Annotated in this window: 27 protein-coding genes, 5 tRNA genes and 2 other RNA genes; 26 read left to right on the top strand and 8 right to left on the bottom strand. The window is 46.1% G+C overall.

Translation table 11 applies throughout. The features are described 5' to 3' along the window. Positions 1-5: 5 nt before the first annotated feature. The 4 genes from HZB75_04545 to HZB75_04530 are packed head-to-tail and all read left to right on the top strand — an operon-like array spanning position 6 to position 3,278. On the top strand, positions 6-749 hold the full coding sequence (locus HZB75_04545; GenBank protein QQG50763.1) for a hypothetical protein: 744 nt from the start codon (positions 6-8) through the stop codon (positions 747-749). Next, positions 740-1,378, top strand: a complete 639-nt coding sequence (locus HZB75_04540) for a hypothetical protein (protein ID QQG50762.1) — start codon at positions 740-742, stop codon at positions 1,376-1,378. The genes HZB75_04545 and HZB75_04540 overlap by 10 nt, the downstream gene beginning before the upstream one ends. After that, positions 1,365-2,081 carry a prepilin-type N-terminal cleavage/methylation domain-containing protein gene (locus tag HZB75_04535; GenBank protein ID QQG50761.1) on the top strand — a complete coding sequence of 239 codons (717 nt, stop codon included), beginning with the start codon at positions 1,365-1,367 and terminating at the stop codon, positions 2,079-2,081. The genes HZB75_04540 and HZB75_04535 overlap by 14 nt, the downstream gene beginning before the upstream one ends. Before the next feature lie 3 nt (positions 2,082-2,084). Then, the gene (locus tag HZB75_04530; GenBank protein QQG50760.1) at positions 2,085-3,278 is read left to right on the top strand and encodes a hypothetical protein; all 1,194 of its coding nucleotides are present in this window, start codon (positions 2,085-2,087) and stop codon (positions 3,276-3,278) included. A gap of 5 nt (positions 3,279-3,283) precedes the next feature. Here HZB75_04530 and HZB75_04525 read toward each other — a convergent pair whose 3' ends face one another. Next, the gene (locus HZB75_04525; GenBank protein QQG50759.1) at positions 3,284-4,192 is read right to left on the bottom strand and encodes a tyrosine-type recombinase/integrase; all 909 of its coding nucleotides are present in this window, start codon (positions 4,190-4,192) and stop codon (positions 3,284-3,286) included. Positions 4,193-4,268: 76 nt separating this feature from the next. Here HZB75_04525 and HZB75_04520 point away from each other — a divergent pair, with 76 nt between their 5' ends. The 5 genes from HZB75_04520 to HZB75_04500 all read left to right on the top strand — a co-directional run bounded on the left by HZB75_04520 (position 4,269) and on the right by HZB75_04500 (position 7,130). Continuing rightward, positions 4,269-4,778, top strand: coding sequence for a nucleoside-diphosphate kinase (locus tag HZB75_04520; protein QQG50758.1), 510 nt, complete (start codon positions 4,269-4,271; stop codon positions 4,776-4,778). A 72-nt stretch (positions 4,779-4,850) separates the two neighbouring features. After that, positions 4,851-4,927, top strand: a tRNA-Arg gene (locus HZB75_04515). 5 nt (positions 4,928-4,932) lie between these two features. After that, positions 4,933-5,475, top strand: coding sequence for a PH domain-containing protein (locus HZB75_04510; GenBank protein QQG50757.1), 543 nt, complete (start codon positions 4,933-4,935; stop codon positions 5,473-5,475). Next, positions 5,456-6,514: a SurA N-terminal domain-containing protein gene (locus HZB75_04505; protein QQG50756.1), complete on the top strand. Its 1,059-nt coding sequence runs from the start codon at positions 5,456-5,458 to the stop codon at positions 6,512-6,514. The genes HZB75_04510 and HZB75_04505 overlap by 20 nt, the downstream gene beginning before the upstream one ends. A 13-nt stretch (positions 6,515-6,527) precedes the next feature. Next, positions 6,528-7,130, top strand: coding sequence for a superoxide dismutase (locus HZB75_04500; GenBank protein QQG50755.1), 603 nt, complete (start codon positions 6,528-6,530; stop codon positions 7,128-7,130). Between the two features lie 54 nt (positions 7,131-7,184). Here HZB75_04500 and HZB75_04495 read toward each other — a convergent pair. Further along, positions 7,185-7,260 (bottom strand) — tRNA-Asp (locus HZB75_04495). A gap of 112 nt (positions 7,261-7,372) precedes the next feature. On the opposite strand from HZB75_04495, the gene HZB75_04490 reads away from it, so the two are divergent. From HZB75_04490 to HZB75_04475, 4 genes are all read left to right on the top strand, one after another. Continuing rightward, positions 7,373-7,448 (top strand) — tRNA-Thr (locus HZB75_04490). A gap of 8 nt (positions 7,449-7,456) precedes the next feature. Further along, positions 7,457-7,531, top strand: a tRNA-Gly gene (locus HZB75_04485). Between the two features lie 10 nt (positions 7,532-7,541). Beyond that, a complete protein-coding gene (locus tag HZB75_04480; protein ID QQG50754.1) occupies positions 7,542-7,916 on the top strand; it encodes a hypothetical protein in 375 nt (124 codons plus the stop codon). 3 nt (positions 7,917-7,919) lie between these two features. Further along, on the top strand, positions 7,920-9,593 hold the full coding sequence (locus tag HZB75_04475; protein QQG50753.1) for a hypothetical protein: 1,674 nt from the start codon (positions 7,920-7,922) through the stop codon (positions 9,591-9,593). 800 nt (positions 9,594-10,393) lie between these two features. Here HZB75_04475 and HZB75_04470 read toward each other — a convergent pair. Continuing rightward, a tRNA-Val gene (locus HZB75_04470) sits at positions 10,394-10,470 on the bottom strand. Between the two features lie 269 nt (positions 10,471-10,739). On the opposite strand from HZB75_04470, the gene HZB75_04465 reads away from it, so the two are divergent. Genes HZB75_04465 through HZB75_04445 form a run of 5 tightly spaced genes read left to right on the top strand, consistent with a single transcriptional unit; the run spans position 10,740 to position 15,010 of the window. Beyond that, positions 10,740-12,548 carry a threonine--tRNA ligase gene (locus tag HZB75_04465; GenBank protein ID QQG50752.1) on the top strand — a complete coding sequence of 603 codons (1,809 nt, stop codon included), beginning with the start codon at positions 10,740-10,742 and terminating at the stop codon, positions 12,546-12,548. A gap of 3 nt (positions 12,549-12,551) precedes the next feature. After that, on the top strand, positions 12,552-12,866 hold the full coding sequence (locus HZB75_04460; GenBank protein ID QQG50751.1) for a methylated-DNA--[protein]-cysteine S-methyltransferase: 315 nt from the start codon (positions 12,552-12,554) through the stop codon (positions 12,864-12,866). Continuing rightward, entirely contained in the window at positions 12,848-13,741 is an 894-nt protein-coding gene (gene miaA, locus HZB75_04455) for a tRNA (adenosine(37)-N6)-dimethylallyltransferase MiaA (protein ID QQG50750.1), read from the top strand. Before HZB75_04460 ends, miaA begins: the two co-directional genes overlap by 19 nt. Before the next feature lie 34 nt (positions 13,742-13,775). Further along, positions 13,776-14,363: a transcriptional regulator gene (locus HZB75_04450; GenBank protein QQG50749.1), complete on the top strand. Its 588-nt coding sequence runs from the start codon at positions 13,776-13,778 to the stop codon at positions 14,361-14,363. Positions 14,364-14,374: 11 nt separating this feature from the next. Next, positions 14,375-15,010 carry an MBL fold metallo-hydrolase gene (locus HZB75_04445; GenBank protein QQG50748.1) on the top strand — a complete coding sequence of 212 codons (636 nt, stop codon included), beginning with the start codon at positions 14,375-14,377 and terminating at the stop codon, positions 15,008-15,010. Between the two features lie 63 nt (positions 15,011-15,073). Here HZB75_04445 and rpmB read toward each other — a convergent pair whose 3' ends face one another. Next, positions 15,074-15,277: a 50S ribosomal protein L28 gene (rpmB, locus tag HZB75_04440; GenBank protein ID QQG50747.1), complete on the bottom strand. Its 204-nt coding sequence runs from the start codon at positions 15,275-15,277 to the stop codon at positions 15,074-15,076. Positions 15,278-15,419: 142 nt separating this feature from the next. On the opposite strand from rpmB, the gene HZB75_04435 reads away from it, so the two are divergent. The 4 genes from HZB75_04435 (at position 15,420) to rnpB (ending at position 18,250) form a co-directional block, all read left to right on the top strand. Then, a complete protein-coding gene (locus tag HZB75_04435) occupies positions 15,420-16,130 on the top strand; it encodes an NUDIX domain-containing protein (protein ID QQG50746.1) in 711 nt (236 codons plus the stop codon). Between the two features lie 35 nt (positions 16,131-16,165). After that, the gene (locus HZB75_04430) at positions 16,166-16,798 is read left to right on the top strand and encodes a site-2 protease family protein (GenBank protein QQG50745.1); all 633 of its coding nucleotides are present in this window, start codon (positions 16,166-16,168) and stop codon (positions 16,796-16,798) included. A 226-nt stretch (positions 16,799-17,024) separates the two neighbouring features. Further along, positions 17,025-17,894 carry a reverse transcriptase-like protein gene (locus HZB75_04425; GenBank protein ID QQG50744.1) on the top strand — a complete coding sequence of 290 codons (870 nt, stop codon included), beginning with the start codon at positions 17,025-17,027 and terminating at the stop codon, positions 17,892-17,894. Positions 17,895-17,909: 15 nt separating this feature from the next. After that, an RNA gene (gene rnpB, locus HZB75_04420) (RNase P RNA component class A) lies at positions 17,910-18,250 on the top strand. Between the two features lie 50 nt (positions 18,251-18,300). Here the strand turns inward: rnpB and rplT are convergent. The 4 genes from rplT to HZB75_04400 are packed head-to-tail and all read right to left on the bottom strand — an operon-like array spanning position 18,301 to position 20,943. Further along, positions 18,301-18,648 carry a 50S ribosomal protein L20 gene (gene rplT / locus HZB75_04415; GenBank protein ID QQG50743.1) on the bottom strand — a complete coding sequence of 116 codons (348 nt, stop codon included), beginning with the start codon at positions 18,646-18,648 and terminating at the stop codon, positions 18,301-18,303. 1 nt (position 18,649) lies between these two features. Then, entirely contained in the window at positions 18,650-18,844 is a 195-nt protein-coding gene (gene rpmI / locus HZB75_04410) for a 50S ribosomal protein L35 (GenBank protein ID QQG50742.1), read from the bottom strand. Further along, entirely contained in the window at positions 18,844-19,377 is a 534-nt protein-coding gene (locus HZB75_04405) for a translation initiation factor IF-3 (protein ID QQG50741.1), read from the bottom strand. The genes rpmI and HZB75_04405 overlap by 1 nt, the downstream gene beginning before the upstream one ends. Before the next feature lie 48 nt (positions 19,378-19,425). Further along, the gene (locus HZB75_04400) at positions 19,426-20,943 is read right to left on the bottom strand and encodes a YifB family Mg chelatase-like AAA ATPase (protein ID QQG50740.1); all 1,518 of its coding nucleotides are present in this window, start codon (positions 20,941-20,943) and stop codon (positions 19,426-19,428) included. A 65-nt stretch (positions 20,944-21,008) separates the two neighbouring features. On the opposite strand from HZB75_04400, the gene ssrA reads away from it, so the two are divergent. The 4 genes from ssrA to HZB75_04380 all read left to right on the top strand — a co-directional run bounded on the left by ssrA (position 21,009) and on the right by HZB75_04380 (position 26,373). Beyond that, positions 21,009-21,407: a transfer-messenger RNA gene (ssrA, locus tag HZB75_04395) on the top strand. A 1,249-nt stretch (positions 21,408-22,656) separates the two neighbouring features. Then, positions 22,657-23,043, top strand: coding sequence for a hypothetical protein (locus tag HZB75_04390; GenBank protein ID QQG50739.1), 387 nt, complete (start codon positions 22,657-22,659; stop codon positions 23,041-23,043). Positions 23,044-23,085: 42 nt separating this feature from the next. Continuing rightward, a complete protein-coding gene (locus tag HZB75_04385) occupies positions 23,086-23,508 on the top strand; it encodes a hypothetical protein (GenBank protein ID QQG50738.1) in 423 nt (140 codons plus the stop codon). A 3-nt stretch (positions 23,509-23,511) separates the two neighbouring features. Further along, positions 23,512-26,373: a TraM recognition domain-containing protein gene (locus tag HZB75_04380; GenBank protein QQG50737.1), complete on the top strand. Its 2,862-nt coding sequence runs from the start codon at positions 23,512-23,514 to the stop codon at positions 26,371-26,373. Positions 26,374-26,395 lie beyond the last annotated feature (22 nt).

Here is a 26,395-nt window from a genome sequence, read left to right as displayed (position 1 = left end):
CGCAAATGGGCATCAAGACAGAAAACGGTTTTACGATCATTGAAGTTATGCTTTTTCTTGCCGTTACCGGACTGATGGCCGCGGCTATTTTGGTCGGCTCTGGGGTGGCGATAGGCCAGCAGCGGTATCGTGATAGCGTCAATACGCTAAAATCATACGTTCAGCAGCAATATAGCGAAGTAACGAATGTTATTAATAGTAGGGAAAAAATGTGGACATGTGACGCTAACGGCAATATTGTCGAAGTAAGCATGGCTGCGGGTGATGCTCGTGGCACGAGTGAATGCGTTATGCTAGGACGCTACGTGACGATTGATGCGACGGGAAAAATAGTGAAGGGTGCGAATGTGGTAGGGTACCGCACGCCGGGAGCTGCCGAAGCGTCAAGTGATCTTGCCGAACTGACGTCAAACTACCGTCTTGCCGTTTCGCCAATAGATCAAGATGAAACAGAGGTAAGTTGGGGGGCTCAGGTCGTGCGTCAAAACACATCGACGCCAATGTCGTTGACGATACTTATTTTGCGGTCACCACTTAGTGGCACGGTTCTTACCTTTACGGCGGAGGGGGTGCAGACGAATCTTGCTTCGCTGATGACAGTCGCGAATATGAGCCAGCGCAGGGAGCTTTGTATGAATGCAGAGATAGGCTCATTTGTAGGTGACAGGTTAAGTGTTAGGATTGACGCTTACGCGACCAACCAAAGTGCTATTCAGATTCCGAAAGAGACGGAGTCAATATGCGACTAAACGAGCGTCAGCAAGAGCGTGGCGATACGATAATTGAAGTTCTTTTTGCAGTTGCAATATTTGCTATGGTGGCGGTAGGAAGTCTTACTATAATGAATCAAGGTACATCAACGGCGCAACGGTCACTTGAAATTACGCTCGTTCGTCAACAAATCGATGCGCAGGCAGAGGCCATACGGTACATTCATCAATCATATGTTGCCAATTACCAAAAAAGTGGCGCAGCCCCAACTGGTACTGCGGCCGAGTGGGTGAAAATGACCGATCCAATAACAGGAAAGGGTGCGACTGGCGCTTCGGTATTCGGCGACACTGTAGGGTTGTCTTGTCCGACAACAACTCCGGGTCAGCGTCCATTTATTCTCAATGCCCGCACTGCAACCGTATGGAACTCAACGCCAACCATGACGGCTCCGGCGGACGGTTCAGTTCCTCCATTTGCGCAGGTTGCATACAACAGCGACTCAAGCATCAATCAAGCGTTCGGGCTATGGATCGAATCAGTTCCGTCGACAAATCCGGACGGTCCTGGTTTTGTCGATTTTCATATTCGCGCATGTTGGCTTGGTCCAGGAAATGTTGCACCAATGACGATGGGAACGATTGTGAGGTTATATGAGCCACGATAATAAGCGCGGATTTACGTTGATTGAGTTAATGCTCGCCATGACGTTTATTGCGATTCTTCTTGTTGCGATTGCTATGACAACTATTCAAATAAGTAATATCTACACTAAGGGAATTACGCTACGTGAGGTTAACCAAGGTGGACGCGCTTTAACGAACGAATTGCAACGAACCATCGCGTCTGCAAGCCCGTTTGACGTAACACCAAAGGTCGATGCTTCGCCAGCAACGGCGACATCTCGCTACGTCGTTCGCGACGGGGGTGGAAGACTATGTATCGGAAGTTATACGTATGCATGGAACTACGGCAAGGCTCTGGCTGGCGGAGCGGGTGCACCGGCAGTGTTCAACAGATACACCGACAACACCCCAGTGCGCTTTGTAAAGGTTGCCGATGCTAGCGCGTCGCTTTGCGCCGATCCAACACTTCCGATTGTTCGTGCTAACACGACCGATCTACTTTCAAGCGGTGACCGCGATCTTGTCGTTCATAAATTTACCGTGACCCAGACATCCAGTGATGCCAACACTAATCAGGCAATTTATGCTATTTCGATGGTTATTGGCACAAATGATCGTCAGCAGCTAACGACAAACGATGCGTCATGTAAGCCGCCATCATCTGGGGTTGGCAATGAAAATTATTGTTCAGTAAACCAATTCGATATAATCGCACGCGCAGGCAATAAAGCAGGAGGCCAATAAACAATGAAACGATTTATTTCACAATCAAATGAGCGAGGGGCTGTATCGCTATTTGTTGTTATATTTGCAGCGCTCCTTATGACGGTGGTTACTGTAGGTTTTGTGCAGTTGATGGTGAAAGATCAACAGCAGGCGACTTCAAGTGACCTCTCTCAAAGTGCGTATGACTCAGCTCAGGCGGGCGTAGAAGACGCCAAGAGGCTTCTCTTGCTTGATCAGGCCTGTCGTAATGGTACAGCCGCCCCAACGGTGAACTGTGCAACGATCGCAACGGCACTTACAGTAGCGCCTGGAAGCTCCGAAACAAGCTGCGATACACTTGCGCGTGCAGGTATTGTTGGGGAGGATAACGACGAAACGATCATCCAACAAAGCGACACCGACAACGCATCGAAGCTCGATCAGGCGTATACCTGCGTAAAGGTCGGTATTAATACAGATGATTACAAAGGTCAGATTGCGCTGAACGGTTCGGATATTATTCCGATTACCGGTGTTAGTAACTTTAATAGCGTCGAGATAAGTTGGTTTAGCCGCGAGGATATTTCGGCAACGACAACAAGTCCAACGATCGGCTTTCCTACGACCGGTGCCGATGTCAGCTTACCTCCAGTGGGGAGTAGATGGCAATTTAATTATCCGTCACTTCTTCGGGCGCAACTAATACAAACTGGCGACAGTTTCCAGCTGGATGATTTCGACGACAGCGCAGCGGGGAACAGAAGCAATGCAAACACGCTTTTCCTCTATCCCTCGGCGACAGGACTAGTGAATAAAAGTTTTGCACTCGATGCAAGGCGGAGTCCCTCTAACGCGCCTCAGCAAGTTCGTTGCAATACTAGCTTTGTAGATGGCGAATACGCTTGTACGGTAACGATCACACTTCCAAACCCGCGGGACGGGGATGTTGCGAATCGTAACGCATATCTTCATTTGGGTGCGTTATATAACGGCGCTCACTTTAGCCTGCGCCTAAAGAACGGTAACAATTACGTGCAGTTTAATGGGGTTCAGCCACAGATTGACTCTACGGGTCGTGCAAACGATATGTTCCGGCGTATCAGTGCGCGCGTAGAGTTAAAGGGTGATTTCACTTATCCAGAGGCTGCTATCGATATGCAGGGAAATCTTTGTAAGAACTTTACAATTACAGACGCCGAATCTGGGTATAGCGGTACTTCAACCTGTACGCCATAAATCTATTACTCAGTGTCGCTGTGAAACTTTTCGTACACTTCGCGAAGATGCTCGTCGGTAACGTGGGTATACACCTGTGTGGTGCTAATATTGCTATGACCAAGCATTGATTGAACGCTGCGAATGTCCGCGCCGTTCATTAGAAGGTCCGTTGCGAAACTATGTCGCATCGTGTGAGGGCTGACATGTTTGGTGATTCCGGCCAGGCGAGAATATTTAGAGATGATTCGTTGGATACTTCGAGCAGTTAATCGGCGGTAGTCGCCAGTGTTGCTCGAGATATTATTGCGGCTATACCCAAGGAAAAGTGGGGGGAGATTATCGAGGCGTGCGGATACGTAATCTTCAACCCTCAGTGCTGCGGCTTCGCCAATAAATACAGGGCGATCCTTTTGGCCTTTTCCGCGGACCATAAACTCGCGTCGCTTTGTATTAACGTGGTCGCGGTTCAGGTTTACAAGCTCGGACACACGAAGCCCACTCGAAAACAGAAGCTCAATTATGGCGCGATCGCGAAGCCCTTGTTCGCTGTCGAGCGGTATGACATCAAGCATGCGCGCTACTTCATCATAATGGAGGAAGGTAACTTGTTTGCGCGAAACTTTTGGCAATTCGATCTTCTCGGGACTAAGGCTCGGAATATCTCGTTTTGATAGATAGGTCAAAAAACCGCGGAGGGCGATAAGATGGTAGCTTTGGGTAATCGTTGCAAGTTCATCTTCGTTGTCATTTTTGTAACGGTTAAGCCAGAGACGGTACTTGCGAATGACTTCCGATGTAATTTTACCAACGGTTATATCATTTGTGAATTCTACGAAACGCTCTAAATACAGCTTGTAGTTTTCTGCTGTTTTTGCCGATCGGCCACCCTCTACCTCAAGGTGCTCGATATAGTCGAGGATTAATTCGCTCACATACATACTCTTAGCATAGCTTAGATTTGCATGTATGGGTATAATAGATATAAATTGTAAACCCGTAAGGAGATATATGAGTTCAAACAGCGTCCAAAAAACATTGGTGGTTTTTAAGCCTGACACCGTTCAGCGAGGCTTGGTAGGCGAGATCCTTAGCCGATTCGAGCGTGTTGGTCTTAAGATCGTTGCAACAAAAATGATCGCACCGAACAAAGAGCACTACTACAAGCACTACGAAGAAATCGGCAAAATGGTTACTCGACGTGGCGAGCACGCGTTTGGCGTGACTCTCGAGATGATGATCCAGGGTCCGGTGATTGCTATGGTATTTGAAGGAGTCGAAGCTGTTGCGCTAGTGCGCAAGCTTGTCGGTCCAACAGAGCCAAAAGCTGCGTTGCCTGGTACGATTCGAGGCGATTACTCGCACATGAGCTTTGGCTATGCCGACGATGCCGATAAGGGCATTCCAAACCTTATTCACGCATCTGGTGACGCTGATGAAGCCGAGCAAGAGATTGCTCACTGGTTCTCAGATACAGAGATTTACGAGTATCAGGCGCTTCACGAAAAGTTCACTCGCTAGAGTGTGAATTCGACAGAGGTAGCAACACGGTCCGTCGTGTTGCTATTTTCGTGTTACAATAACTACAAGTAAGCCTCGGTAGCTCAATTGGATAGAGCAGTTCCGTCCTAAGGAAAAGGTTGCAGGTTCGACTCCTGCCCGGGGTACCAAAATTATGACAAAACAAGCCAAAGAAGACACTCCACAGCTTGATTTCGACGGGCAACGTGACGGCGAAGTCCTTTTGTTTGTCTTTCGTCGGCATATCATCGCAATGAGGAAGGGGTTTTATCTTCTTCTTATACCTTTTGCGATTTCGTCTATTCCACCGCTTATCTGGCAAACGACACTCGAACTTTTCTTGCTGCCGATTGCCGGGCTTTTGGTAGGCCTTATCCTGTTCTCGTATCACTTTATTATGTGGTATTTTACGGTCTACATCGTTACCGACCAGCGGCTTCGTCAGATAACCCAGCACGGCTTCTTTGGTAAAGACGTGGTCGAGCTGCGGCTGTCAAAGATCCAAAACATAAGCTATAATATACCCGGACTATCTGGCGAAATATTTGGTTTTGGCACTATTGTCATTCAAACTTTCGTCGGAGACCTTGTTATCAATAAGGTAGAGCATCCTGATAAAATCTATAACAAGCTTCAGGACGCAGTGTCTGCAGCAATGACAGACCAGCAAGGAGATTATGAAGAAACTACAGTTTAAGCGGCGTGAAAAAGCTAGCAAAACAGCTATTCCAACGCGCATTACCAACGAAACTGTTGCAGAGCATCGCGAGCGTATTTTAGCGGGTGGACGCCGCTTCAAGTATCCTATGCAATATGCGAGGCACCGCCTTGTTATCAATACCATCTTAGTAACGGTTGGTGCACTCGTTCTTATTGCGGGGATTGGCTGGTGGCAGCTCTATCCTGTCCAAAATACTAGCACGTTCTTTTATCGAGTGACTCGCGTATTGCCGCTTCCTGTTGCTTCTGTCGACGGCGAGTCTGTTCGCTACGGCGACTATCTAATGTACTTTAACAGCTCGGCACATTACCTACAGTCGAGTGAACAAATTAATTTAGAAAGCGAAGACGGCAAGCGTCAGCTTGATTACATTAAGCGCAAATCTATGGATACGGTTATTGCTGATACCTATGCAGCTAAGTTAGCCCGTGAACTTGCTATCACTGTCGACGAAAGCCGTGTTGATGAAGTTATCGACAACGACCGCAATACAGCGAATGGTCGTATCTCTCAGGAAACATACGATGCATCGGCATTAAGTATTCTTGGCTGGAGCGCTAGCGAATACCGCCAAGACGCGAGAAACAAGTTAATTCGCCAGGATGTCGCGTATGCTATCGACGCAAAGGCAAAAGAACGACAAGCGCAGGCAGCCGAACTACTGCAAGCCAAAGGTGCCTCGTTCGATAAAGTTGCATCACAGTTAGGCGGCGAGGGTGCTTCTGCGATTACTCTTGGAACCTCGGGTCTTGTGCCTCGGACGAACCGCGACGGTGGACTCAGTGTGGCTGCTGCTCAACTCGAAAAAGGGGCTATATCGCCCGTTATCAAAACGACAACAGGTGACGGGTACTACTTTGTTCGTCTTATAGAGAAAAATGCAACACAGGTGAGTTATGAGTATTTGCGCGTCCCGCTTACGGCGTTTACCGAAAAACTTGCCCAGCTAAAAAAAGACAACAAAATTAATGAATACATCTTTATTCCAACCGTAGAGGATCAAACGCAACAATAAAGGGGGATAGTTTATGTACGTAGTGCCAGACTTAGGGTATGGATACGATCAATTAGGGAAATATATCAGCGGAGACATCATGAAGCTCCATCACGACAAACATCACCAGGCGTATGTCGATAAGTTGAACGCGGCACTCGATGCTGCGCCGGCGCTCAAAGACAGGCCGCTCGAAAGTCTTCTGACGGATATTTCTGGGTTGCCAGAAGAGGTGCGCATGGCGGTTCGCAACCATGGTGGTGGCCATTACAACCACACACTTTTTTGGCAGTGGATGTCTCCTGATGGCGGCGGTGAGCCAACGGGGGAATTAGCAGTCAAAATCAACGAGAAATACGGAAGTTTTCAAGGTTTCGTTGATGAATTTACAACTAAATCACTCGGAGTATTTGGTAGCGGCTGGGCATGGTTGCAGCCTGATCTCGAAATTATCACAACGCCAAATCAGGACACGCCTATTATGCAAGGTCTTGATGCGCCGTTACTTGGTCTTGATGTATGGGAACATGCCTACTACCTAGATTACAAGAACAAGCGTGATGATTACGTGAAGTCATGGTGGAATGTCGTAAATTGGGACTTTGTGACTAGCCGTTACGATGACGTTGCGAAGTAGGGCAGAATAAAATAAAAGAAATCTCGAATGAGATTTCTTTTATATAATTTCACTTGGCGCGCTCGACCGGATTTGAACCGGCGATCTCCTCCGTGACAGGGAGGCGTGATAACCCCTTCACTACGAGCGCACACTCGCTTTTCAGCTTCCCACATGATAGCAGTTTTTCGCCTCCGTGGCAACTCTTTTGATACCTTTTAATTTAAGGTGGTGGAGTGATATAATATCAAGGATCCACCTGTGCCGCTGTAGCTCAGCTGGTAGAGCGGCGCTTTCGTAAAGCGTAGGTCTCCGGTTCAAATCCGGACAGCGGCTCCATGATCCAGGCGGGTATCGTATAGTGGTTAATATGCAACCTTCCCAAGGTTGAGAGCAGAGTTCGATTCTCTGTACCCGCACCAGGTATAAATTATGAAAACGAATCTATTTAACTCTATCAAACCAATCCTCTCAGATCGTCTTATGACGGTACTGATCATTGTATTTATTATCTTCTGCCTCGCATATAGTGTGTACGTAGGCACGTCTCTTCGTCCAAGCGACCTACAGGTAGCCGTTCATTATACGGCGTTTGGCGAGACGAGCTTTTACAGAGAGAAATGGTACTATCTTGTGTCATTTATCATCTTTGGTATCATTGTTGCCGTTACTCATACGGCGCTGGTCGCTAAATTATACTTGCAGGGTCGTCGAGAGATCGCTCTTGCGTTCGTATGGCTCAGTCTTCTTCTTGTTATTATTGCTTGGTTTATCGCATGGTCGGTACTTAAGGTTGCCTTCCTTTAATATATGGCCGATCTTGAACTACCCCTGGGAAAACGAACAAAATCATATCGCTTTTTTGAAATGCTGCCTGCGCTTTTGAGCTACGGTATGCTTATACTGCTCGTCGTACTGTCAATTGTGAGCCCGCTTGCGGCAGCGGTATATCTTCTTTTGCTTATCATTACTGTCCTCGTGAAGGCTGTTGGTATCGCCGTTCATACAATTACGGGGAGAAACCGTCTCGATAGGGCGCAAAACGTCAATTGGCATGCGCGTCTGGAGCAGCTGGAAACCCCAAGGGAGAGTCTTGAAAAAGAGCAAAAAGTTCATTCGGGTGGCTTTGGTTTTGAAGAACATAAAGAAAACCTTCACGTTATAGCAACTAACGAAGCAAAATTTCCCAAGCCCTCAAGCCTTTATCACGCGGTAATCATCGCAGCCTATAATGAATCCTACGAAGTTATAGAGCCGACAATACAATCGGTCCTTAATACGACATACAACAACGATCAGCTCATCATCGTCTTTACGTACGAGGAACGGGGTGGGCCAGGCATCGAAGCGACGGCAAAAAAGCTTCAAAAAAAATATGGTAGTAAATTCAAAGCCTTTCATATCACGAAGCACCCTAGTGACATGCCAAACGAGGTTGTGGGCAAGGGCGGTAACATCAATTATGCGGGCCAGTTCCTTAAAAAATGGATTAAAGAGCAGAGTATTCCTTATGAAAACGTGATTATCACGACGCTTGACTGTGACAATAGGCCGCATGCATCGTATTTCGACTATGTCGCTTACGAGTATATTATTCACGAAGACCGCAAGAAACTTGCGTACCAGCCGGTGTCACTTTTTTTGAACAATATTTGGGATGTCCCTGCACCTATGCGAGTGCTCGCGACAGGTAACTCTTTCTGGAATATCATCAGCTCCATGCGTCCTCATACGCTGCGTAACTTTGCCTCGCATTCTCAACCTATGGATGCGCTTGTCGAGATGAATTTCTGGAGCTCACGCTCGATTGTGGAGGACGGCCATCAGTACTGGCGTAGTTATTTCCATTTTAAAGGGGACTATTCAGTCACGCCAATCTACGTGCCGATCTATCAAGACGCCGTGCTTGCCGATACCTACAAGCGAACCTTAAAGGCTCAATTCAAGCAGCTGCGTCGCTGGGCATACGGTGCGTCCGACATTCCTTATGTTGCAACCCGTATTCTTACTAAACATCGCCAGGTGCCGCTCGGTGCCGGTCTCGCACGCCTCTTTAGGCTGATCGATGGTCACGTTACGCTTGCCAGTATTTCAATCTTGGTAGCTGTTGGTGGATGGGTTCCACTTCTTATTAACAGCGAAGCTGCGCGCGACATAGCCGCTCACCAATTGCCAGAGGTAATTAGCGGCGTTCAGCGCGTTGCAATGATTGGTTTGCTTATCACCGTATTCCTGGGCTTCAAGATGCTACCGCCGCGACCTGCTAGGTATAAAAGGCGTCGCACGGTCGGAATGATCCTTCAGTGGGGTCTTATGCCCGTTACTGCAATCGTATACAGCGCTGCCTCCGCATTTAATGCACAAACACATTTATTGCTGGGAAAGTATCTCGACAAGTTCGATGTTACCGAGAAAGCTACGCATGCTTCCGTGGCCCGTGCTCGCGCAGAGAAGGCCGCCCACGCCGTCTCACTGAAGAAATAAGCCGGTGTTGCGCTGCGTACTGTATTGCCGCCATTTCGTCGTAGCGCTGTAGTACAGCGTGTGTAGTGGCTTCTATATCCTCGGTTGTTACAACCTTCTGTTCGGTCGATAAAGTATCTTCTACAGTCTGTGCAAGCCAGTAAGAATTGAGCTCCGCCTCTTTTGGAGCATGAGTGAATGCCTTAGCAATGCTAAGGATAAGTTTACCCAGGTTAAACGAGACCTCTTCGCCGGATGGTTGTATAACGGGCTTATTATCAGCTAGAGAGGGTCGCTCGTAAGTTGTGAACGTCGCACCACACTCGCTACAATGTCGACGGCGCCAAATCTGGGGTTGTTTTTTATTTGGCCGAGTATTGGCGACCGTGGTGTTCTTGTGAAAACAATTTATGCAAAACATGTCTATATATTGACATACGGCTATTAAAAATACTAGTGGAAAAACATAACCAAAAACAGGGGATAAAAAATACCTTCGAACAATGTCGAAGGTATTCGGATAATAAGCGTATAGAAAAGCTAGTCTTTGTGCGTACGAATACGAATAGCTTTTTTAGCGTCTTTCCAGGAAATATCGTATTCGAAAGACAAATGGTACTTTTCTAGGGCTGATGGTGTGGTGGTACTATCTTTAGCCATATCTAGATATTAGCATAAACATAATAAAATGTCAACTGTCGCTAGTTCGCTCACTATACCATATATGTGATATGCGTAGGCTGGATAGGGTATTAAACAACGTGGAAAACTCCATAAGGCATGTGGAAATAAAAAATCACCCTCAATGGTGATCTTCATTTTGGTGGGCGATAGAGGAGTCGAACCTCTGACCTCCACAACGTCAATGTGGCGCTCTAGCCAGCTGAGCTAATCGCCCTCAGCTCCACACATCATACCAGACAGGGGCGGGCGTTGCAATAACCGTACTATTTGTTGTATGATACAGGGTGAACGATGACACGGTCTAACCATCCGTCGAGTTCCGTGGGTGTTGCGACGTACGAAACGTTGTATCTTGAGCGCCTGAACAGATCAGGAAGTCCGGTGGAACCGCCCGCAAGGGTCCGAGACATGCGATATATGAATTTAATTCTTATTAAAATCAGTCATCGCATGTTTTTTTAATTACTAAAAAAGGAGAGAGCAATGAACGACGAACAATTACACGCAATGCGACACAGTTTGGCTCATGTTACGGCGGCAGCAGTAAAGCGCCTATGGCCAGAAGCGAAATTTGGAATTGGGCCGGTGGTAGAAAACGGCTTCTATTATGATATCGACCTCGGCGATCAAAAGATTTCTGAGGCTAACTTTGGTAAAATCGAAAAAACAATGCGCCGCATCATTAGCGAGAGTCAAGATTTTGAGCGCTTTACTATGCCTGTCGACCAGGCTATTGAGTGGGCGAAGGAAGGTGGGCAGCCATACAAAGAAGAGCTTCTCAACGACCTTAAGCGCTCCGGGACTACAGTAGCTAAAGATCTTGACGCCGATGAACTTGGAACGATCGCAGAAGGCGACGCTGCAGTTAGTGAAGTGTCATTTTATAAAAATGGTGATTTCACCGATCTTTGCCGTGGTCCACATGTTGCAAACACCAAGGACGTTGGAGCCTTCAAGCTTTTACGTGTAGCGGGTGCTTATTGGCGAGGTAATGAGAAAAATCCTCAAATGCAGCGTCTTTACGGCGTAGCTTTTCCAACGCAAGAAGAACTCGATAACTATCTTGAAATGATAGAGCAAGCGAAACTTCGCGACCACCGTAAACTTGGCAAGGAGCTCGATCTTTTTACAAGCTCTCAGCTTATCGGCGCGGGACTCCCTATGTTTACGCCTAGGGGCACGGTACTGCGTGATAAGATAAACGACCTTGCGCAGAGCTATCGTATTCGCAATGGCTATGAGAAGGTGTGGATTCCTCACATCGCGAAGCTCGATACTTATAAGACATCTGGACACTTCGAGAAATTTCCGGAGTTACTTCGCTTTACTTCGACCGAATCTGGTGATGAGTTAGCATTAAAGCCGGTCAACTGTCCACATCACACGCAGATTTTTGCCGCACGCCCACGTAGCTACCGCGAACTGCCTGTGAAATATCTTGAAACTACATCTGTTTTCCGTGATGAAAAAAGCGGAGAGCTTGGTGGATTGAACCGCGTTCGCGCAATCACGCAAGACGATTCTCATGTATTTTGTACTGAAGAGCAGGTTGAGGGGGTGTTCTCTGAGCTCATCGCTAGTGCACAGGAGATGTACGAGTTACTTGGTCTCAAGCTATCGCTTCGACTTTCGTTCCGCGACGATGCCGATAATTATCTTGGATCGCCCGAGGTGTGGGAGAGTGCGCAAAACTCAATCCACTCTCTTGCTGAAAAATTTGGCCTTGAGTACGAGATAGGTATTGGTGAGGCGGCTATTTATGGTCCAAAAATGGACTTTATGGCGACCGACGCCCTTGGGCGCAAAACGCAGCTTGCAACTGTCCAGTTAGATTACGCCCAGCCGGAGCGATTCGGTCTTGAGTACACCGCCGAGGATGGTACTAAGCAGCGTCCGATTATGATCCACTGTGCTTTGCTTGGCTCTATTGAGCGATTCCTTAGTATCTATATCGAACATACAGCAGGCTGGTTTCCATTGTGGGCCGCTCCAGAACAAGTTCGTATTCTTACTATCAATGACACAGTTCTCGACTACGTTGCCGAAATTGAACAAGTGCTTCGAGACACGGTTCTTATGACTCCGGTACGCTTTAACGAAATACGCTTTAGCAGAGACGATCGTAACGAATCGCTAGGCAAAAAAATTCGCGAGGCAACAGCCTGGAAGATACCAGTGCAGTTAATTGTAGGTCCAAAAGATAAAGAGACACGCGAAGTGAGTGTCCGTACCCAATCGGGTGAAGAAAAGATCGCGCTCGGTGATCTTGCGAAGTATCTCCAAGAGATCTAGTCTATGGGTATTCAGAGCGATTTTCAAAAACGCGTCTGCGATCTTATGGCGCAAGTACCAGAAGGCCAGGTGACAACCTATGGTGACCTTGCTGGTCTAGCAGGGCATGCGCATGCATCTCGTGTCGTGGGCGGAATTGCTCATTATGGACCGACTGAACTCCCGTGGCACCGTCTTGTGAACAGATTTGGTGGGCTCGCCTCAGGTTTTCATGGTGGACGGGAGGTGCAAGAGCAGCTACTTCGTGCCGAAGGGCTAACTTGTACGAATTTTATTGTTGATAATTTTGAGGAGCATCGATGGAAGCCAAGTATCTAGATAGTGAGCTTCCGCTTGTCGCAATTGTTGGCCCTACGGCGAGCGGCAAGACGGCGCTCGCTATCGAGCTCGCCGAACGATTTAAGGGCGAGATAATATGCGCCGATTCGCGTAGTATCTATAAAGGGCTCGACATAGGAACCGCGAAGCCGACTATCGAAGAGCAGTCAAGGGTTCCTCATTGGGGGCTCGATTTAGTTGAGCCGGGCGAGCGGTATACTGTTGTGGATTTTAAAAAATACGCAGAAGAAAAAATACATGAGATACGCAAAAGAGGACACATACCTTTTCTTGTGGGGGGTACTGGGCTGTATGCGGATGCTGTTCTTTTCGACTACCAATTTGGTCCGCCGCACGACGACACTATGCGGAGTGATTTGGATAATATGTCGATCGATGAGCTGCATAAATATTGCATTAAACACAACATAGAACTACCCGAAAATAAACAAAACAAACGGTACGTTATTCGTGCTATCGAAAAAAATGGAGTTGTGTCACAGAGAAGGAGCGAACCCATAAGCACAAGCATTATTGTAGGAATAGCAACGGATAGGGAAATTCTACGAACACGAATTAAGCATAGGGCCGAACAAATGTTTAACGATGATGTTGTAAATGAGGCTATTTTGTTGGGCAAAAAATATGGCTGGGAAAGTGAAGCAATGACGGGGAATATCTATCCGATCATTCGCGAGTACATCGCGGGTAACATTAGTCTTGCAGACGCAAAAGAAAAGTTTGCTACGTCTGATTGGCGCCTGGCAAAGCGCCAACTTACTTGGATGCGCCGCAATTCTTATATACAATGGTGCGACCTGTCCAAGGCTAAAGAGTACCTTACAGAGGTTCTCGCTAAAGCAGATAAAGCATGATATTATAGAACACGAAAGTTACTCTAGAAAACATATGATTGACGCACTATTTGGATCAAAAACGAGGGTGAAATTGCTACATCTATTCCTGAACAATCCAGGAAAAGCATTTTATGTCCGCGAGATAACTCGACTTATCGATGAGCAGATTAACTCTGTGCGTCGTGAGCTTTCAAATATGCTCGAGGTGGGCGTGATTACAAGCGATAGCGCCGATAACAAGCTTTATTACGAGGTGAACCAACGATATGAGTACTATGTGCCATTTCGTGCAATATTTGCCGACCAGCATATGGAAGCTGGGGTGACTAAGGCTGGCTTGCCGTGGAGTTCCTTAATTGAAGAACTAAGTGGTATCCGGCTTGCGGTTTTGGCTGGTGTTCTCGTGAAGGGGTCGGCTTCGGCGGTAGATCTGCTTCTTGTAGGCGATGCACCTGCGGTTAAAATAAAGAATGTTGTAAAGCAGATTGAAAAGGATGAAGCGAGAGAGCTCAATTATAGTGTTCTGAGTTACGACGAATTCTACTACAGGCTGAGTGTCCGAGATCGCTTTATAACAGAGATACTAAATGGAAAACATGCAGTCTTGCTTGATACCGATAATATACTGAAAATGCAGTAAGGAGATATAAAATGTTTGATATAGAATATAAGGGTGCTAATGGTGTTGTTATTGCAACAAAGAAAACTACCGCACTTATCGATCCAAAACTATCTGTTGTTGGACTCAAGGACTTGAACATTAAAGAGGCTGTTGAAATTGCAACAGAAGAGCGATTTGCGACAAATGGCAAAGACGCTCAGCTTTGCATAGAAGGGCCTGGCGACTATGAACTAGGTGACTTTTCTATCAAGGGGACAAGCGCTACCCGACATATCGACGTTGAGTCTGATGAGAAAAAATCAACAATCTACCGTATTATAGTAGGCGACATACGCATTGCGCTTATTGGTAATATTGCACCAAAACTTAGCGAAGAGCAGCTTGAAGTCCTTGGTGTTGTTGATATGCTCATTATTCCGGTTGGTGGCGGAGGTTATACGCTAGATGCAACATCTGCAGCGTCACTTGTGCGCCAGATTGACCCGCGCGTTGTTATCCCAACACACTACGCAGATGCCAGTATCTCTTACGAAGTACCTCAGGATACGCTTGATACCTTCAAAAAAGAACTAGGGGCGCCTGTTGAGACGACATCAAAGTATAAAGTGAAGTCGAGTGCCTCGTTGCCTGAAACACTAACAATTCTTGAGATTACACGTAGCTAAGATGCCATGTGAATCAAAAAAACACTTCCGATAAGGAAGTGTTTTTTGTTTTTAAGAGTGGAATTAGCTAGCTTTAGCTAGAATGCCTTTTTTCTTAAGCGTACGGATAGCCTGAGTACTCAGGATCATCGTAACCTTCTGACCATCAACCATGAATGTCTTTTTCTGGAGGTTGGGCTTGAAGACGCGGTTGGTGCGACGCAAAGAAAAGCTGACATTGTTGCCAAATTGCTTGCCTTTTCCGGTGAGTTCACATCGTGCTGCCATAATTTATTACTTCCACTTACTTTTTACAATCTGTATCAGTTTACCTCTTTTGGGCATTTTCGTCAAGGTGAAGTGCACTTTACTAGATAAATGTACGAATAGTTAGGTATGCTTACGTAAGAACTAATGCAAAGGAGATGTCATGAGCTACGAACCAAACACACATGAGGCGCAAGTGGCGATATTGCGGCACTTGCTTTTTTTGCCACATTCAACTTTCTCGGAACTTCAAAAGGCGACTAACTTAACAAGTGATCACTTCAACTTCCATGTCAAAAAACTTGTCGACGAGGGGTATGTCGATAAATCTGATAAGCAGTATAAGTTGACTCACAAGGGTAAAGAATACGCTAATCGTATGGACACCGACGATAACTCAATTGAAAAACAGCCTAAAGTTTCGGTTGCTATTACGCTTGAGCGACGCAATAAAAACGGTGAGCGCGAATTTTTATTCCAGCAGCGTAAAAAGAATCCCTACTATGACTTTTGGGGGCGTGTTGGAGGTAAAGTGCGCTGGGGCGAGTCTGTCCTCGATGCTGCGAACCGTGAACTAAAGGAAGAAACGGGTCTTGAGGCTGATTTCGAATATAAGCTTTTGTATCACAAGCGAGATTTTAGCAAAACGACGGGTAAGTTACTCGAAGATAAGATTTTCCTCTGTGTATATGCGACAAAATACGAAGGACGACTGCTTGAATCGTTCGAGGGCGGTATTAATAGGTGGATGACGGTTGGCGAGTTCCATAAAATGCCAAAAAGGTTTAATAGCGTCGATGAGTTTATGGAGTTGATGGACTCCGGACAGACGTTTGCCGAACGTGAATTTTACTACGACGAATCAGAATATTAACAATACACCCTGGATAATACTGTACAATAGGGAAGATGGATATTTTTGGGATCGCTACTGTTATTATTGTTATCTTGCTCTCAATGACGCTTCACGAAGCGATGCACGCTTTTGTAGGGTATTGGTTAGGTGATGACACGGCAAAGCTAGAAGGGCGCTTAACGCTCAACCCTGTAAAGCACATAGATCCTTTCTTGACACTCCTTCTTCCTATCATGCTTGCGATCGTTGGGGCTCCTATATTCGGTGGAGCGAAGCCCGTTCCTTTCAATCCGAACAGGGTGAGGTACGACGAGTGGGGCGCGGCTCTTGTTGCGATTGCAGGACCGCTTACTAATCTTCTGATAGCGTTCATTGTATTTGGCGTGTATGTATTAGCTGGCGCTCCAGAAACAGGCCTCTTTGCCTCTATTGTGATGACTGCGGTCTCTGTTAACTTAGGATTCTTTATATTCAATATGATTCCAATCCCGCCCCTCGATGGTTCGCGGGTTCTTTATGCGCTAGCCCCTGAGTTTGCACGCCGAGGCATGGAGGCGATCGAGCGTTATGGAATAATGCTCGTATTCATTATTGTTATAGTCGCCAGTCCGTTAATCGGGCAATTCATGTTGAGTGGCATGGGCTTTTTCATCGATATATTCGCCTGGATATTCGGCCTCTCTTAAGAACTGAGTGGTATAATAAGAGTGTCCCAGGAAGATCTCTTGGCGTGCATGATTTTCCTGAATATCATATTGATAGGGAGTCCAAATTGCCTGCTTCCGTGGAAGTAGGCTGAGGACACCCACCTTGCAACTTGCGGGGGAATATCAAGCGTCGAGAGTGAGTACTGGGACTTTATGTTAGTAATCCTGTGATCTTATAAATAAAAACAAAACAAGAAGGCAAACAATGAACCAAAGAATCGCCGTCCGTGCCATTATCCGAAAAGATGATAAAACCCTTCTTCTGCGGAGGTCGACAGGCCGGCCGAGTATCCTGGGCAAATATGAATTACCAGGCGGTAAGCTGGAATATGGCGAGCAACCCGAAGATGCGCTTCTGCGCTATGTTCGAGAGACTGCCGACCTCACCATCCAAACAACCCAGCTGTTCGACGTCCTGACCTATATTGATCATGACGATCGTGATACGCAATACGTCTTTATTCTTTATCTTGTAAGTTTGGGCGCGGGATCGAAGGTTGTCCTAGGCCAAGATTATGATCACTATTTTTGGAAAAAGATGTCAGATATACAACAGGATGATTTGACTGAATCGACAAAAATACTGTTGGGCATATCACAACAGACGATTCAATCTGTTAAAAAAGAAGAATTAATTGGAAAAGATGTCGTTGACACAACGAATCTATCGCACGTTATCATTTATTCCGATGGTGGATCCAGGGGGAATCCCGGTCCATCTGCTTCTGGTTTTATCGTTATGGACGACCACGAGAATGTCATTCACGAAGGGGGTATGTATTTAGGGGTGACGACTAATAACCAGGCTGAATACCATGGGGTTCGCTTAGGTTTGGAGAAGGCGTTAGAGATCGGTGCGAAAACTGTGGATTTTCGATTAGATAGTCTTTTGGTCGTGAATCAATTAAATAATATCTATCAAATCAAGAATCGAGAGCTCTGGCCTATCAACGAGCGTATTCGTGAATTATTAACGAAATTCGATAAAGTAACATTTACCCATGTAAAACGAGAGTTTAATCAGTTGGCTGATGGTATGGTAAATAAAATCCTTAATGCACATATCTCTGAATAGGGTATAATAAAGAGGACAGTTCGTTAGATGATCGCTTGAAGACACTGTTTTTAAGAGGAAAGTCCGGGCAGCATAGGACACGACAGTCGCTAACGGCGACCGAGGGTAACCTTAGGGAAAGTGCCACAGAAACGAAACCGCCGCGGGGCAACCCGAGGTAAGGGTGAAAGGAGTGAGGTAAGAGCTCACAGCGACGCATGGTGACATGCGGAGAAGGTAAACCCTGTCGGCTGCAAGGAGATCTACATACAGGATGGTCCGTCCGTAGGTCGCTACCCGCTCGATCTTGTAGGCAACTGCAAGGCTAGATAGATGATCGTCCACGACAGAACCCGGCTTATCGACGAACTGCCATCAAAAAACACCGCGCAACGCGGTGTTTTTTGATGTAAGGAGATTAACGATGCTAAGCTTTTGTTGCGCTCTTTACGATTTCGGCGAATGCCTTTGGCTCATTAACAGCGATTTCGGCAAGAACTTTACGGTCAAGTTCGATATTTGCAGCTTTTAGGCCGGCGATCAGCTTACCGTAAGTGGTCCCTTGTTCGCGAGCGGCAGCGTTAATACGTGTAATCCAAAGACCACGTAGATCGCGCTTTTTGTTGCGGCGGTCACGGTATGCATACTGCAGAGCGCGAATTACGGCTTGTTTTGCAAGACGGAAAGAGCGCGTGCGGTTGTGTTGCATGCCTTTTGCTAATTTAAGAATCTTCTTGTGCTTTGCGCGTGCAGTGACGCCTCGTTTTACTCGCATATTATACTCCTAGAGCTCGTTTAACGTTTCGTGCCATGCTTCCGGTGATGGTTGCAGTGGTGTTGATTGCGCGTTTGCGGCTCTTGCTTTTCTTCGCGAGGAAGTGGGCGCCGAACGCACGACGACGGGTCAACTTACCAGTGCTGGTAAGTTTAATCCGCTTCGCGGTACCTTTGTGGGTCTTAATTTTTGGCATTATTTACTCCTTACTACTATGCTCAGATTGCGACCAGCCATCTGAGGCTTTTGCTCTAGAATTGCATCATTCTCAAGAAGGGCAATGATTCGATCAATCATCTCGTATCCTAATTCCTTGTGGGCCATCTCGCGACCTCTATAGAAAATTTGAATACGCACTTTGTGGCCAGCAACGAGGAATTCGCGGATCTTACGGAGCTTGATTTCAAGGTCTCCGGAACCGATCTTTAGGCCAAATCGCATTTGTTTAAGCTCACTTTGCTTGCTGCTCTTGCGATTTTTCTGCTGTTCCTTCATTTTTTGGTACTGGTATTTACCCCAGTCCACTATTTTTGCAACAGGTGGTGCTGCGTTAGGTGAGATCTCAACGAGATCAACTCCCGCCGCCTCGGCAGCTTTGAGTGCGTCGGAACGACTCATGATACCGAGCTGCTCTCCGTCGGGCCCGATTACTCGGAGCTCACTTGAACGGATTGCTTCATTGATGCGAATTGATTGATTGATCGTTACTCTCCTTATTTGAGCGTGCAATTCTAAAGCGTTACTCGTTGACTATTCTACCAGATACACCACCGTTATTCAAGCGTTTTGTCTATATTGAAGCGCCTCGGCAATGTGAGCCTGCTGTATTTCGTCTTGGTTGTCCAAATCCGCGATAGTTCGAGCAACTTTAATGACCTTAAAATAACTACGCGCGCTGAGATTTAAGCGATCTGTGGCGGTCGTCAAAAGGCTTGTTGCATCAGGGGTGAGCTGTAGGTACTTCTTTATTTCTCGACCAGATAAATTACTGTTGTTTTTAACACTACTTCCGTATCTGTTAACTTGTTTCTTGAAGGCAATATTGATTATGCTTATTGCTTGATTGTGTTGATTTTTAGTCAACGAAGTATCTTTAAGAAGTTCTGCGTTTGGAACCCTAGAAACGTTCACGATGAGATCAATCCGATCAAGAAGCGGTCCCGAAAGACGTTTCTTATAAGAGAGGATTTGAGTGCTCGAACAGTTGCACTCCCTCGTACTATCACCATAAAAGCCGCATGGACAAGGGTTCATAGTAGCAACAAGCATAAAATCGGCTGGATATGTCGCATGCCCATCGGCCCTGCTTATAACAATCTTCTTGTCTTCGAGGGGTTGTCGAAGCGATTCTAGTGTTGCGCGAGGATATTCTGGAAGCTCATCTAGAAACAGTACACCTAGGTGGGCAAGACTTATATCACCTGGACGAGGTTTTGAGCCACCTCCGATAAGGGCAACTCTGCTAGCGGTGTGATGAGGAGAGCGAAAGGGTCGTACGGTGATTATTTCATTTATAGACTCACCTGCAAGGCTATGAAGTTTAGTGACGGCGATCTGCTCATCAAAAGATAAGGCAGGGAGGAGCCCGGGAAGAGTGTGTGCCAGCATTGTTTTGCCGGCCCCTGGTGAGCCTGTAAGCAGAATATTGTGGTGACCTGCGGCAGCAATGACAAGCGCCCGCTTGGCCTGCTCTTGACCATGCACATCATCTAGCAACGGCGAAGTGTTCTTGCTCTGGGTGGGTGCTTTTGTGGCGAGAGGTTGGTTTACGATTTTTGTCTCGCCCTTGAGGTGAAGGAAGAGTGATTTTAGCGAATCGACGCCTACAATTTCTATTCCGCTAACAAGATTCGCCTGGGTAATATTGGGAGTTGGAAGGAAAAGGCGATGTATGCCAGCTCGTTTGGCTGTTTCTGCAACGGTAATGACACCTCTAATAGGGCGGAGATCGCCATTGAGTGCCAATTCGCCTGCGAAAACTGCATCCTCAACCTCTATTTGCCGTAGTTGGCCGCTACTGACAAGTATGGCGAGTGCCATTGGGAGGTCATAGTGGGAGCCGTCCTTAGGTAATTCAGCAGGGGCAAGGTTGATAGTGATTCGGCGTGCCGGGTACTCAAGTAGCGAATGAGTGATGGCGCTTCTGACGCGCTCCTTCGCTTCGTCGATCGCCTTGTTGCCCATGCCGACTATTTGGAGGGAGGGCAATCCTTTGGCTGTATCACTTTCTACCTCTATAATGTGACCCTCAAAACCCACCGGAGCGACCGATAATATCTTTGCTACATCTGCCATAATGCTTGTAGTTAACCACACTAGTATAGAGCTGTAAACAATGCTATAATAAGTATATTCATGTTGGGGCTGAATTTAGCTTTCGACAGAGGGACATTAATAGATTATTCTGCAGGTCGACTATACACGTTACGTATATTTTTAATTGCAAACAAACTTGCATCAGCAGTTGCTAAGGTAAAGAGTGTTTTCACTCCTAACTTTGCATTTGCGCCAATCGCAGCCTAATACGCTCGATCACGACTAGCCAGCAGGTGACATAGCGGCTGGTGGTGTTATACATCATGTCACTTATTTCTACTATGCGCAGCGGCGCAGTAGGAAGACATTTTACCGCGCGGCAATACGAGTATTTATGTTTGTTTTTTAGCTCGTTGCGTCGTTACTACGTAAGACAAACTATTCCTGTAGACGAATAATCCATTACCTTTTGGACCGGGGGGCAGTGCCCCGCAGCTCCACCAATTTGAATATAAGAAAACCGCGTAAGCGGTTTTTTGTTTTAGGTTTATGTAAAAATTTATCATTAAAAAACAACCACCTGCGAGTAGTGGTTGTTTTGTGTGGAGTTTTTGAAATCTTGTTTATTTTTGGCTTCTGTATAATTTATTTATTCAGAAGCTACCCCTATATTATGACGAGAAAGCGCTTGTGTCAACAATATTCGTAAAAAAACTTTCAGTAAAAAATACCACGTGTGGATAACCTCAGCGTAACCTTTTAAAATGAAATACATACACCTAATAAGTGTATATATTTTTTATCCATGACAAAAAATATAGATTGATTTTTAGGTCTGCAAAAAGAAGAGGGTTCGTGTGGTTCTGAATGCAAAAAATTTGAAAGTTGTGAGTTCAAAAAATGGGAATAGCGTGCATAAAAACAACAAGACGCTATATGCAAAACATGCAGCCCGTTCAGTGGGTTGAGAATAGGCGTTTTATATTCTTGTTGTAGGCGCAGCTACCGCACATCGATTGAAAATTGGCTCGCGTGGGCGGTTGCAATAATTGTTAGCCATTGTCTTGGGCGTACTATTTTAAATTGCCACTTCAAAGTTTTGGAGTGGTGGGCTTCGTTTGTATTTGCGATGGTCGAGAGTTTTAATAACTGCTCGCATACAGTTATTGCCGCAGATTATTAAAAGAAAATGAATTGACTATTGTTATAATATCATCGTTATATTTTATACAACATGATTACAATAACACCTATAACTGAACACAATAATGTATTTGATGTTTTTATAACAATAATCTTAACTATCTAAATACTTGAAAAAGTCGATTTAAAATGCTAATGTAAAAATAGCTTTTAGCAAAAACAAAAAAGCACAAAAACATTGACAATTTAGATACTGACCGATAGTTCTGTTTTGACGGAAATTCGGTAGCGACACGCGTAAGAAACACAATGACCTGTAATGGGCCACGCACCTTATATGCGCTGTGGCGTTGCCGATGCTCCGCCAAAACGGCGTTGAGCGCACACGTATGAGTACATAGATTGGCGGCATCTTGTCGTAGATCTAGCGGAAAATAGTGTAAGAACTATGCCCCAGGTTTTCCTGGAGCGGTCAGTTGCCCGCAGTAGCGGACAGTTCTCGACACACGCGCCCAATATTTTAATACAGCGGCGGTTGTAGCTGTCAGAACACATATGTTTGCTACTCGGGCTCTCTTTTTTAACTCTTTTGGTGGTATAGTGGGGAATATGTTGGGTAGAACGATAGCTTTAAGTGTGTTTGTGGCGATTGTCGCATTAGCTATTTTTTTGCTGGCAACGCAGCCGGCCGGAGTTGGGCCTGTTGGAATACTTTTTGTTTTTATTTTGATATATGTGTCGGTACTTGGTGTGCTGACTTTTTTACTTTTCGGTATAAGTAAGCTGGTTGTTAAGCTGTCGTCGCCCTTTACTGTTAAGAAGCCGCTACGTGCTCTGACGATTCGACGTGCATATTATTTTTCGTCTGTGATTGGTTTGGCACCAGTGATGCTTGTTGGTATGCAGTCCGTAGGGGAGGTGGGCATATACGATCTTCTACTTGTTGTAATTTTTGTTGTGATAGCCTGTATTTATATTTCGAAAAGAACAAACTAGATATACATATTAAGATTAAATGATTATGCTATAATTACAGATATGGAACCGAAACTCTCTTCACCTAATCTTGGCCCCGAGCGACCATCGGTGTCGTATGGTCAGAACGTAGAAAGAGCTCCGTTCGAATTTACTCCGGAATTGGGCAAAGAACAACAGTTTGAGAATATTGAGCAACGTGCCGAATCACCTATTGAGGCGGTTCAGCCTATACTTCCTCCGCCTGTTGTTGTGGCGACTCCCCAGTTACAAGATAGTACAACGCAAACAACAGCTGCAGACGACACTATGCCGCTGGTGGCTAATGATGATGATCTTATTGAGCGCGAATGGGTAGACAAGGCTAAGCAGATCATTGTCGCGACGAAAGACGATCCATATAGGCGCGAGCAAGAGGTTGGAAAGTTGCAAGCTGACTATTTGCGTAAGCGTTACGGCAGGGAACTCGGGGCTCCGAAGGAATAGAGTATGGCAGGGCTTTTTATCACAATCTTCGTTTTTGTCTTTCTTGGGTCTGCGGTTGGAATTTTTGTTTTTTCTCAGTACCGCAAGACATTAAGGGAGGCAAAGAACTATGAAAGAGGCCTTAAAATGGTGCCTTTGCTTATTCATCTTCCGCCTTCGAGTGATGATATAGAAGTAAACGGACGTGACGAGCGCGACCTGACTGAAGAAGTTTTGTCGCAGGCGCAGGTTATGTATAACATTATTGCTAGTACGGCAACCAAGGGCTTTAAGAGTAAGATCTACGGCCAACGCCATCTCTCCTTTGAGATTATTGCCAACGAAGGGTTGATTCGCTATTATACCGTCGTTCCATCGGTCCTTGTTGACGTTGTAAGCCAGGCTGTGGCTGCGGCATATCCGTCTGCTCGATTAGAAGAGGTGACTGAGCATAATATATTTAGTCAGGTTGGAAAGATGAGTGGGACGATCGGTGGAGAATTCACCCTTAAAAAACACTACGTTTATCCTATCTCTACATTTAAAGACACGAAGCGTGACGCTTCCAGAGCCCTTCTTAACGCGTTGTCGGCTGCGAGTCGTGATGATGGCGTAGCGATTCAGTTGATGCTTCGGCCTGCGCGCGAAGGCTGGGTAAAAAACTCGATTAGCGCTGTTGAAAAAATTACTAAGGATAAAGGCCGCAAGAAAGCTGGCTTTGGGGGCGTTGTTGCCGCCAAAGATATAATGGAGGCGCTATGGAAACCGCCAGCAGAGGGTGAACTGAAACCAGAAGATAAGCAGCTGACATCTTTGGAGCAAGCAACGGTAGAGGCAATAGAGGAGAAAACGCGTTATCCAGCTTACGAAGTGCTCATTCGTGTCGTTGTCTCCTCAAATACAGCGTCGCATTCGCAAACCTTGTTGAAGAACGTCGTGGCTGCATTCTCCTTGTTTGATTCGCCAAGCTACAATGGCTTCAAGTTTGCCGTTACTAAGAATGTCGAGGAGCTTGTGACGGCGTACATTTTCAGATTTTTCCCGCAAACAATAACCCAGAACATTCTTAATAGCATAGAGCTTGCGACTATCTTCCACCTTCCTGGCCAGAGCACGATACCAACATCTCAGGTTCAACGCCAAATGTCGAAGCAGGTTGATGGACCTACACAAGTTATGGAAGAAGGGTTTCTGCTTGGCTACAACGAGTTTCGAGGGGTTAAAAAGCCAATCCGACTTAGTACGAACGATCGCCGCCGCCATACGTATATTATTGGACAGACAGGTACAGGTAAGTCTGTACTTCTTGAAAACCTTGCATTTCAAGATATGATGGACGGCCGCGGCTTTGCCTTTGTTGACCCGCACGGGGATTCTGTTGAGGCGCTTTTGGGTAAGGTTCCGAAAGAGCGCGTTGAAGACGTTATTTACTTTAATCCTGGCGACATGTCGAGTCCAATCGGCCTAAATATGTTCGAGTTTGATCGACCAGATCAGAAGGACTTTTTAGTGCAAGAGTCTATTAATATGCTGTATGGTTTATACGACCCGGGTCACACAGGTATTGTTGGTCCACGCTTGGAACATATTTTCCGTAACTGTGCACTACTACTCATGTCCGACCCTAATGGTGGTACGTTCATTGATATTCCAAAGTTGCTTATCGATGAAGACTTTATGAAGAGCAAGCTTAAATACGTTACCGATCAGACAGTGTTAGATTTCTGGACGAAGGAATTTCCTCAATCACAAAAATCAAATGAATCAGGTGAGGTGGTTAGCTGGGTTGTAAGTAAGTTTGGTCCATTTATATCTAACGATGCTATGCGTAATATCATTGGCCAGACGAAAAGTGGGTTCAATCTTCGGGATATTATGGATAATAAAAAAATTCTCCTGGTAAACCTGAGCAAGGGTAAAATGGGTGAATTAAACTCGAAGCTTCTCGGTATTATATTCGTAATGAAATTTCAGGCTGCTGCCATGGGGCGAGCGGATACCCCCGAAGATATGCGCCAAGACTTTTCGTTGTATGTGGATGAGTTTCAGAACTTTGCAACCGAGAGTTTCGAGTCGATTCTTTCTGAGGCAAGGAAGTATCGTCTCAATCTTATTCTAGGTAACCAGTTTATGACTCAATTAACGGACAAAATTCGAGAGGCAATTATCGGTAACGTGGGAACGGTTATAAGCGGGCGTATTGGTATTACTGATGCCGAGCTACTTGTTAAAAAGTTCTCTCCTACGTTTGATGCTGAAGATTTGACGAAGATGCCTAACTATCAGTCTGTAACGAGTGTCATGATCAATAACGTGCCGTCTGCGCCATTTAGTATGTCATTCTTGCCACCAATGGGCCAAACGAACGCACAACTAAGCGATGCACTTAAACGCCTATCGGCGGCCAAATATGGCAAGCCACGCGCTGTTGTTGAAAAAGACATCTTTACGCGTCTCGGGGCGGGGGACGTTGAGCGTAAGAATAAGGCGGACGCAGCTAAAAAACTACAACAGCAACGGATGACGGGCGTTACGACCGCATCTGGTTCAAGTTCCTCGTTCCTAGACGAATGGCTAGCTAAGAGAAAGCAAATAGGCAACACACCATCCTCGGCGCCGCAAGGGCGGCCTGGGCCTAAGACAGCAGTACAGACGCCCCAGAACTCATCTTCGCGTCTTGGTGCTCAGGAAGGGCCTGTGGCGGCATCTACGACTATGCCGTTGCCACCTATGGACACATCACCCAATCCCTTTCTGACCCAGTCACCCCAGAACTCTTCTGGAGCGATCGTTGCACCCGAATCTCAGTCGCTAGATGACGATAGGCTGCACCTTCGAGGTGATAAAAAGAACCCTGATAGTGAGATTTCTATCAAGCTTCGATAGGGACACATAGTTATAATAGTCG

This window comes from Candidatus Saccharibacteria bacterium (genome assembly GCA_016432585.1).
Taxonomy (GTDB): domain Bacteria; phylum Patescibacteriota; class Saccharimonadia; order Saccharimonadales; family Saccharimonadaceae.
The sequence above is the reverse complement of the archived record's forward strand: the minus strand, read 5'-3'. Positions and strand labels throughout refer to the sequence as shown.

What these genes read in the sequence shown, in the direction of transcription:
- HZB75_04545 (QQG50763.1), top strand. Translation starts at nt 6, where the DNA reads ATGGGCATCAAGACAGAAAACGGTTTTACGATCATTGAAGTTATGCTT.
- HZB75_04540 (QQG50762.1), top strand. Translation starts at nt 740, where the DNA reads ATGCGACTAAACGAGCGTCAGCAAGAGCGTGGCGATACGATAATTGAA.
- HZB75_04535 (QQG50761.1), top strand. Translation starts at nt 1,365, where the DNA reads ATGAGCCACGATAATAAGCGCGGATTTACGTTGATTGAGTTAATGCTC.
- HZB75_04530 (QQG50760.1), top strand. Translation starts at nt 2,085, where the DNA reads ATGAAACGATTTATTTCACAATCAAATGAGCGAGGGGCTGTATCGCTA.
- HZB75_04520 (QQG50758.1), top strand. Translation starts at nt 4,269, where the DNA reads ATGAGTTCAAACAGCGTCCAAAAAACATTGGTGGTTTTTAAGCCTGAC.
- HZB75_04510 (QQG50757.1), top strand. Translation starts at nt 4,933, where the DNA reads ATGACAAAACAAGCCAAAGAAGACACTCCACAGCTTGATTTCGACGGG.
- HZB75_04505 (QQG50756.1), top strand. Translation starts at nt 5,456, where the DNA reads ATGAAGAAACTACAGTTTAAGCGGCGTGAAAAAGCTAGCAAAACAGCT.
- HZB75_04500 (QQG50755.1), top strand. Translation starts at nt 6,528, where the DNA reads ATGTACGTAGTGCCAGACTTAGGGTATGGATACGATCAATTAGGGAAA.
- HZB75_04480 (QQG50754.1), top strand. Translation starts at nt 7,542, where the DNA reads ATGAAAACGAATCTATTTAACTCTATCAAACCAATCCTCTCAGATCGT.
- HZB75_04475 (QQG50753.1), top strand. Translation starts at nt 7,920, where the DNA reads ATGGCCGATCTTGAACTACCCCTGGGAAAACGAACAAAATCATATCGC.
- HZB75_04465 (QQG50752.1), top strand. Translation starts at nt 10,740, where the DNA reads ATGAACGACGAACAATTACACGCAATGCGACACAGTTTGGCTCATGTT.
- HZB75_04460 (QQG50751.1), top strand. Translation starts at nt 12,552, where the DNA reads ATGGGTATTCAGAGCGATTTTCAAAAACGCGTCTGCGATCTTATGGCG.
- miaA (QQG50750.1), top strand. Translation starts at nt 12,848, where the DNA reads ATGGAAGCCAAGTATCTAGATAGTGAGCTTCCGCTTGTCGCAATTGTT.
- HZB75_04450 (QQG50749.1), top strand. Translation starts at nt 13,776, where the DNA reads ATGATTGACGCACTATTTGGATCAAAAACGAGGGTGAAATTGCTACAT.
- HZB75_04445 (QQG50748.1), top strand. Translation starts at nt 14,375, where the DNA reads ATGTTTGATATAGAATATAAGGGTGCTAATGGTGTTGTTATTGCAACA.
- rpmB (QQG50747.1), bottom strand. Translation starts at nt 15,277, where the DNA reads ATGGCAGCACGATGTGAACTCACCGGAAAAGGCAAGCAATTTGGCAAC.
- HZB75_04435 (QQG50746.1), top strand. Translation starts at nt 15,420, where the DNA reads ATGAGCTACGAACCAAACACACATGAGGCGCAAGTGGCGATATTGCGG.
- HZB75_04430 (QQG50745.1), top strand. Translation starts at nt 16,166, where the DNA reads ATGGATATTTTTGGGATCGCTACTGTTATTATTGTTATCTTGCTCTCA.
- HZB75_04425 (QQG50744.1), top strand. Translation starts at nt 17,025, where the DNA reads ATGAACCAAAGAATCGCCGTCCGTGCCATTATCCGAAAAGATGATAAA.
- rplT (QQG50743.1), bottom strand. Translation starts at nt 18,648, where the DNA reads ATGCGAGTAAAACGAGGCGTCACTGCACGCGCAAAGCACAAGAAGATT.
- rpmI (QQG50742.1), bottom strand. Translation starts at nt 18,844, where the DNA reads ATGCCAAAAATTAAGACCCACAAAGGTACCGCGAAGCGGATTAAACTT.
- HZB75_04400 (QQG50740.1), bottom strand. Translation starts at nt 20,943, where the DNA reads ATGGCAGATGTAGCAAAGATATTATCGGTCGCTCCGGTGGGTTTTGAG.
- HZB75_04390 (QQG50739.1), top strand. Translation starts at nt 22,657, where the DNA reads ATGTTGGGTAGAACGATAGCTTTAAGTGTGTTTGTGGCGATTGTCGCA.
- HZB75_04385 (QQG50738.1), top strand. Translation starts at nt 23,086, where the DNA reads ATGGAACCGAAACTCTCTTCACCTAATCTTGGCCCCGAGCGACCATCG.
- HZB75_04380 (QQG50737.1), top strand. Translation starts at nt 23,512, where the DNA reads ATGGCAGGGCTTTTTATCACAATCTTCGTTTTTGTCTTTCTTGGGTCT.